Genomic DNA, 7,614 nt, shown 5'->3' on the forward strand with positions numbered 1-7,614 from the left:
TCATCCCTCCCGCCCACATCGTCGATTACAACGCCAATCCCTCCAGATTTCAGCATAAAGACGAGTACTCCTACTACGCCTGCGATCCAAAGGACACGTGGGAAGAGTGCTTCTGCAATGAAATTTCACGGGGAGAATATTGGATCCGCGGCTGCGGCCCCATGAACGCCTCCACCGGCTATTACATCGGCTCGCCGCCGCAATACCATTGCTCCAACGGAATTGTCAGCAACGGCGGGATTCTTTACAGTTCCAAAGACGGTTTTTATACGCGGGGGTATTAGCGGTTTTTTGAAACCGCATATTCTTACCTTATAATAAACGCCTTTAGCTCCGCGCCGGAAAGTTCGGCGAGTAGAGATGGTTCTTCGGGCGCAGGGCCAGGGTTCCTTTCTTTACCCATTCTTCGCCGCGTTGCGCCAAGTGTTCGATCATGCGGTTGCGCCATTGGCGCAATTCGCCATGATGGGCGGGATTGAGGGCGAGATCGCGGGTTTCGCCGGGATCGTTGGCCAGGTTGAAGAGTTGCTCTTCGCCGTCGCGGGCGTGGAAAATGAATTTATAGCGTCCGTCCGCGCTTTTCCAGCGCCAGTCCCGCAGGCCAGCGCAGCAGCATGGGAATGCGCGCCGAAGGTTCGTAGGGATAGGATTTGCGCCATAGATTATGGTCGCCGGTCATGTCGCCGTGATCCGAAGTGAAGACGATCAACGTCCGGTCGAGCCATCCCCGTTTATCCAAGGCTTCCGCTTCGAAATAGAGCGTGGTCATATCGTAGAAAACCACGGAGACCGAACCCAATCTCTGGCGCGTATGCTCGTAGGCGATCTTTTCCGCTTGTGACTTGTATCGGCTGTGAAGGCGGTCCAGAAATTTATACCCGGCGCTCACGGAGCAATTCATTCCTCTGTACCGGCGCAGGTAGTCCACCGTCTTTAATTTGCTGGCGGGATACGCCAAACGAGCGAGAACCAAATGCCGAAATAACTCATCAGGAATTTGATGGAATCCGATGCGGTCGAAGAGCGTCCCGAAAATGAGTTCCGGGCCAATGGTGCGAATGCTGGCATTGGAGAGCGTCTCCAAGGCGCTCTGCACGGCCTGGTCGACCGGCGTCTGCATCGCGAACAATAATCCTTGATTGGGGTCCGGATGGCGAACGAAATGTTGAGCCTGCCGCCACAAGCGTTCGATTTCATCGCCGTCTTTCGCGGTCCCGACGGCGCGAACGACTCGGTATCGCCCCTGTTCTTTGCGGACGACTTGGACGCTGACCGAGCCGCTGTGATTTTTGATCTTACGGGCGAACATGCCTCCATTTTAGGCTTGCAACACCCAAAATTCAATTTCTTTATACCCTAAACCTTTGATAATCAAATCGTTAAAATTCTATGCCCAATTTTGATGCGAAGTCAGGAGGAACGCCCTATTCAAGTTGGCTCGATAATATTTTCAAATCGTAATCGAACCGATGGTAATAAAGGTTCTCTTCGCTCGTCTCCGCTTCGCCTCTTTGAAAATCCACCGGATCAGAACGGAAATATTTTTTCGCCGGATCGAACGTCCCTCCATGATTGCTATTGGCCTCCAACCGGTAAGGGTCCATGCGGCCAAAGTAAAAATCCCGCACCGTCTCTTTTTCTTCCGGAGATAAAAAATCCCAATCGTGAAGAGCCGAAATCCCCATATTGGCGTCCACGGGAATCCATCCGTAGGGATCGAGATAAATAGCGCACCAATCGTGCAAGCCCGTCATTTCGGGATATAGCATCCATCCCGATTCCCAGCGAGCGGGAATGCCTTTCATCCGGCATAGCGTAATGAACAACATGGCGATCTGCCCGCAATCGCCGTAGCGCTTCGCCAGAGCGTAATGGCTGAGATTGCGGATGGTCGAATATTCCGGCGCGTAGCTATAACGAAAATTTTCGCCGATCCAATCATATATTCGCTTGGCGATCGTATAAGGATTCGTTTCTTCGCCTGCGATGCTTTCTAGCAAAGCCCCCATTTCGGGCAGAAAAACAATATGCGGCGGCTCCTCCAGCGTAAACCGGCGCGCTTTGGCTGGAACCAGGGCGGTAACTTTTTGGGAATCGATTTCCCCGTAGCGCGGCGAGGAGACGTATTCATAGTCAATCGTGAAGGCTGTCGGCTTTCCCGCCTGCGTTTTCTTCTCCAGATAAATGGAACGATGAGGCGCATCGGATGCGGCGATATGAAGCGCTGCGGGATCGGATGAAATCAATGAGAAATGCTTCTGAAAGGAATTTTCGATGGGAATCGGCAGCCAGCACCGGATGTTTGCCCCATCGGGAGCGGCGTCTTTCGCGATTGTGAGATTCATTTGGACGTGAAACCGCCGCGCCCGGACGAATTCGTATGCTTCTGCCTCTGGATGTCTCCAGCTGGCGGCGATGCGGGCGAGGAAGCGTCCATACTCTTCCGAGGCGGGAAGGCGGCGGCGGGCGCGCAGTTCGGGGTAACGGAAAAATAAATTGCTGACGCTGGGGTAGAGAAACCGCATTTCGCCGTCGATTTTGCGCCAATCGAAACGACTCTCCTCCATCCACTGCGCCAGTTCATTCTCTTGAAAATCTTTGATTCTGCGGCGCAACTGCCGCAAGAGCTCCTCGCGGTCGAGAGAATAATCCAACACGATGCGCCGCAGCCGCTCCGCTTCCCAAGCCAGGCGTTCGCGGACATCGCTCGCTTGCGCCGCTTGTGCATCTATGATCCGCGCCGCCTGGGAATATTCGCCTTCTGCGAGCAGATCGGCAGCGGATTCCGGCAGCGATATATCCCCTTCCGCCGTCAAAGCAATAAAACCTAACGCCATAGAGAAAAAGGCGGCGATGTACATAAAAACCATCCTTTTATCGCTTACGTTGAGTAAGATGAGATCAAAACGAAACTCAATCCGCTATTTGCCCCATCACAGGTTGAATCTCGTTTTGTACGGATTCAAATTGAGCGCGGGATAATTCACCCATTCCGGCGCGTCGAAATGCCACCACTCTTCCAAAAGGGGGATAAACCCTTCCGCCGCCATCGCTTCTTCCAAGATGCGCCGGTTTTCGATGATTTCGTAGGGCAGATCGTTGAAATCGCGATGGGCGCGCCGGGAAAATTCGTCATAGGGCGTTGGCATAGGCGCTTCGCGTCCGTCCGGTCCCACTAACGTCGCATCGACGGCGCAACCCCGATTGTGTTTCGAGCCTTTGGCGGGATTGGCGACGTAACGATCGTCGCGAACGATATCCCACATGATTTTTTGCGCCGATAGAGGACGATAGGCGTCAAAGATTTTCAGCCCCCAGCCTTGTTGGCGCAACCGCGCCTGCGCCCGCATCAGCCGCTCCGCCGCCGGTTTTTGCAAAAACAGCCGGTTTTCGGGATAAATAGCGCGGCCTAGAAAATTATCGCTGCGCGCATAGGCCGCATCGATGACCAGCGACGGATCGGCTTCCGCCAGGTCGACGAGTTCGACGATCGCTTTGCTCATGGCATAATACCATTCTACGTTAGGATTGTTGCTTATAAATTCTCTCGCCCTTTGGGAGAGGGTTAGGGTGAGGGAAATTAAGTCTAATAATATCAACCATCACCTAACCTCTCCCCATCTTGGGAGAGGAATTTTTTTAACAGCAATATTATTGAAGGTTGGCATAAGAGATTACATCAAGTCTTGATAAGCAAGCCATAGCGTACGGTAATATTGCATAAAACGCAGCGTGTCGCCGTCGTCTTTCATGCCGCTGGTTTCCGCTAGGCAAAAGCCGTTGTATCCCATTTCATTCAATTTTGCGAACAATTTCCGGTAGGGGTAACGGTCGTTGCTTAAGTCGTTGATATGGACAAGAAATATTTTGTTTTTCACCATGTCGAAATTGGCGTCGAATCCAGCGCCCTCGAGGTCTTGCCCGTTGGAGTTCCAGCATACGCCCACATTGGGATGATCGGCGACATCCATGATGGTTTTGATATTCGGCAGCAGGCACGTTTCCGAGCCATGCACTTCAAGACGGATTTGGATGCCGATGTTCTGACCGTATTCGCCCAGCTCGCGCAGAGATTTACCAATCTGTTCCAAGGTTTTTTCTTTCGGAACCTCTTTGGGAAATCCGTTGGGACGCACTTTGACGCCGGGCGCGCCCACGTCTTTCGCCAGGATCATATATTCTTTCGTCGCCTCGATGTCCCGGCGCAGTTTTTGTTGATCCGGCGTATGGTAATCGAACGCGCTTCCTAGACCCACCAGTTTCACGCTTGAGTTCTCAAAACGTTTTTTTACTTCTTCCCGTAGGGCTTTGGATAGATCGACCTCAATTTTATGAGCATGGGTGGTTCTCAATTCGACGCCTTCGAAGCGCGTTTTTTCGCAATTTTTTATGATGGTTTCCAAATCCCAATCTTTGGCGATGTTATAAGTAACGGTTCCCAACTTCATTTGGGATTTTGGAGCGGCGGTGGTTTCCGCCGCCGATTCTCTTCCCAACCATCCTGCTGAAACGATTCCAATCCCCGCTGTTTTCAAAAGATTTCTACGATCGATTTTCATGAATACTCTCCTTGATGCTTCTGGTTCGACGACTCAACGAATCGCGCCTCATCATAAACGATTCCCTTCTTTTTGGCTATTACTCGACTCACGTTACGCGCCATGAGAAATTAAAGGAATCTCTTACCCTCGTCGTTTGAATCACGAAGACGCGAAAGGAAAAAGAAAAACACGAAAAAAAGAAAGAAAACTATTGATGCAAGGCATCGCGTTATGCGGAAGATTTTTCCGGGAATTCCAAAAGATTCCGCGATATCCGTGATTCAAAAATTTCGTGAAATTCGAGTTATTTCGCGTCTTCGTGATTCAATAACGCAAAAGATATAAAGCGCAATCGCCGCTCTTGGACGGTACATCCAATATGCAGGCGGGATGCCTTCGCTCCCATTCAGCGTAACGTGAGTTTCTAAATTGAAGCGCGTGAATAACGCCAAATCTTCCTTATTTCTTCAATTCCAATCACTGAAGACGCTCTTCCATGCAAAAATGACATACAAAAAAATACTTTTCTTTTTTCATCTAAATCGATGTTTATAGGCCGGTTGCGCATAATGTTATATATCTAATCTTATAAAAAATTTTTCTATTATTCAATATTTTCTATTGACGGCCTTAAAAATCTTTGTTAAGGTTAATCGTTTCCAATAAATTATACGGTAAACCGTATAAGCTAATCTATTTATGAGGAGGAATTTGAATGATGAGTAGAAAAATTGGATTTGGAGTATTGGCAGCTGCGCTGTGCCTTTTAGGATCGACGGCATATGCGCAAATCGGCGCTTTCTCGGACAGCATTGATATCGGCAATGTTGCCGCAGCCGGTTCCGCCACAGCAGAGGATCTTGGCGCCGGGGATTTTGGAGCGCGTGTTTATGAGTACCTGATCAAAGCCAGCGGCGCGGATATCTGGGGAACAGCGGATGAATTCCATTACGTCTATATGCAAGTAGAAGGCGATTTCACGATTTTCGGCCGCACTGAAATTGAAGTTGGCGATGGCGATCCTACATGGTCGAAATCGGGTCTCATGGTCCGCGATAACCTGACTCCTGGTTCACCTTATGCCTATGCCATGTTCCGTTCGAACATGGACTTCATGCCGCAGTGGCGTGATGCTCAGGATGGTGAAGCGGCGTGGGACGGCGACAGTACCGTCGTTACAGCCGATAAGGTACAATATTATTTTGATGAAAACGTCACATATACCATTGCATTGGAACGCCGCGGGAACACCTTTAATTTCTATTATGTAGCGGCTGATACCGGTGAACGCACACTTGCAGGAAGCCATGTTGTTCCCGGCATGAAAGATCCTGTCTACGTGGGAATGGCGGTAACTTCCCATAGCGATGGCAAGCTCACCACGGCTTATTGGCGGAATGTGGGTATTGAGTTCCGTTCCTTCAACATCTACGAAACCTTCTCCTATCCAGATGAAAGTGAAGGCGCGGCACTGGGCGCCCTTGCCGCCAATGGCGGTCTAGGTTGGGCCAGCGACTGGACTGCTTCAGGCGCAAAATCGCCCAGCGCGCTGGATAGCAAAGTACTTCAAGCAGGTCTTGTTGAAAATCAGCCCGCTCCGGAATTCAACATCGGCGGTTATTCCGCGAAGATCACGGGGGATGCGGAAAATGGCATGGGACGCCAGATATCGCCCGAAGCCTCTGGCGATATCTGGATTTCCTTCGTCTTCATGGAAGAAGGACCGGCGGCGAGTCATTGGTCCGGTTTGACTCTTTTCGCTTCGGATGGTAATGAATCCAGTTTTATTGGCAAGCCTTACAACGCAGCATATTGTGGTATAGGCAACTTGCCCGGAGCTGATAGTTTAACCAAAATTGATTATAAAGTACCCAATCATTTCCTGGTTCGTATCAGTCTCGATCCAAATCCTGGTCAGAATGACAGCGTTTACCTATGGATCAATCCGGATGAAACCGACCGTCTCAACACCTATGACGCAGGCGGCGAGAATAATGACAATATCCTTGACATTGCCGAAGTTCGCTTACGCCGGGGCACGGCAACGGGTTCTGCCTACTTCGACAATATCTGGATCAGTTCGGATGCCGCTTTGCCTCCTGCGGGCGCCGGTCGCGTCGATTTGACCTTCAACGATCCAAACCGCGACCCCAAGATTCCAGCCTGGGATGTTATCTCCATCGATAAGTTTGACGATGGAATAACAGGTCAACCCGGTTTTGGCCATGACAATGGCAACAACTACTATCTCATCGTTTCCGGTTATATCTATGAAGATGGCAGTAGCGTGGCCAATGTTGCCAATGGTCTGCCGCCGGATCGTATGAGCGGTTTGAACGGTCACGTATTTGGTCCTTACAACAATGCCATTCTGAATCTGGGATTAAAGAACTCCATAAAGTTCATGAACAACGATGCGCAGCGTGGTCCCTTCACGTTTAATGTGGTTCCTAAAGGGCGGTACCAAGAACTGCGTATGTCCGCAACGGTTGGCAATGGTTTTGGCGCGTTGAAAACCACTCTCCACTTTGAAGACGGAAGTACGGAAGTGACCGAACTCCATGCGGATGACTGGTTCCGGGATCCAGCAGATAGCTCTTGGCAGTTTGCCGATGTGCGTTTGTTGATCAATGGTATGGACCGGCTTGACGGCAGCAGCAACTTCGCCAACGCCAACGATCCAGCTGTCAATGAAGACAAGGCGCCTGTGAATCCGGATAAAGTTCTGGTCTCCGTAACGTTGGAATTGGATACAACAAAAAGCGCTAGCAATCCTGGATTCAACCTGTATGATATCTGGGCATTACCAGCGGAAGGCTTCACCGCAGTGTCCGATTGGTCCCTGTTCTAAACTATTCATTAGCTAATCCTAAAAAAAGCGCTCCCCCGAAGTTTTCTTGGCTTCGGGGGAGTTTTTTTTGGATGGTTTACGTCAAGGGCAGAAAAAACCTTGGTCGCGGTAGGGATGCCGGTTACCCGGCACCCCCCGCACAGATCCCAGCGTGCGGAACTACCGCACTGGGCTCCTGCCTCAGGTCATGACGCCCAAGCGCTCCGACGGATAGGGATGTAC

The 7,614-nt window shown here is 50.6% G+C and carries 6 protein-coding genes; 2 read left to right on the plus strand and 4 right to left on the minus strand.

Annotation, left to right across the window (positions count from 1 at the left end):
- On the plus strand, positions 1–284 hold a 284-nt coding region (locus AB1656_12915), incomplete at its 5' end, for a hypothetical protein (protein ID MEW6236280.1).
- Positions 285–559: 275 nt separating this feature from the next.
- On the opposite strand, the gene AB1656_12920 is transcribed toward AB1656_12915, so the two are convergent.
- The 4 genes from AB1656_12920 to AB1656_12935 form a co-directional block, all read right to left on the minus strand.
- Complete coding sequence (locus AB1656_12920) at positions 560–1,309, minus strand: sulfatase-like hydrolase/transferase (protein ID MEW6236281.1); 750 nt, start codon at positions 1,307–1,309, stop codon at positions 560–562.
- Positions 1,310–1,424: 115 nt separating this feature from the next.
- On the minus strand, positions 1,425–2,861 hold the full coding sequence (locus AB1656_12925) for a transglutaminase-like domain-containing protein (protein ID MEW6236282.1): 1,437 nt from the start codon (positions 2,859–2,861) through the stop codon (positions 1,425–1,427).
- 72 nt (positions 2,862–2,933) lie between these two features.
- Positions 2,934–3,503 carry a M15 family metallopeptidase gene (locus AB1656_12930; GenBank protein ID MEW6236283.1) on the minus strand — a complete coding sequence of 190 codons (570 nt, stop codon included), beginning with the start codon at positions 3,501–3,503 and terminating at the stop codon, positions 2,934–2,936.
- A 171-nt stretch (positions 3,504–3,674) separates the two neighbouring features.
- Positions 3,675–4,559, minus strand: a complete 885-nt coding sequence (locus tag AB1656_12935) for a sugar phosphate isomerase/epimerase family protein (GenBank protein ID MEW6236284.1) — start codon at positions 4,557–4,559, stop codon at positions 3,675–3,677.
- 697 nt (positions 4,560–5,256) lie between these two features.
- On the opposite strand from AB1656_12935, the gene AB1656_12940 reads away from it, so the two are divergent.
- Entirely contained in the window at positions 5,257–7,392 is a 2,136-nt protein-coding gene (locus AB1656_12940) for a hypothetical protein (protein MEW6236285.1), read from the plus strand.
- The last annotated feature ends 222 nt before the right edge of the window (positions 7,393–7,614 follow it).

This window comes from Candidatus Omnitrophota bacterium (assembly GCA_040755155.1).
In the GTDB taxonomy this organism is placed as follows: domain Bacteria; phylum Hinthialibacterota; class Hinthialibacteria; order Hinthialibacterales; family Hinthialibacteraceae; genus JBFMBP01.

Bases quoted from the DNA above. Each gene is read 5' to 3' on its own strand.
- AB1656_12920 (MEW6236281.1), bottom strand. From the start codon at position 1,309: ATGTTCGCCCGTAAGATCAAAAATCACAGCGGCTCGGTCAGCGTCCAA.
- AB1656_12925 (MEW6236282.1), bottom strand. From the start codon at position 2,861: ATGTACATCGCCGCCTTTTTCTCTATGGCGTTAGGTTTTATTGCTTTG.
- AB1656_12930 (MEW6236283.1), bottom strand. From the start codon at position 3,503: ATGAGCAAAGCGATCGTCGAACTCGTCGACCTGGCGGAAGCCGATCCG.
- AB1656_12935 (MEW6236284.1), bottom strand. From the start codon at position 4,559: ATGAAAATCGATCGTAGAAATCTTTTGAAAACAGCGGGGATTGGAATC.
- AB1656_12940 (MEW6236285.1), top strand. From the start codon at position 5,257: ATGATGAGTAGAAAAATTGGATTTGGAGTATTGGCAGCTGCGCTGTGC.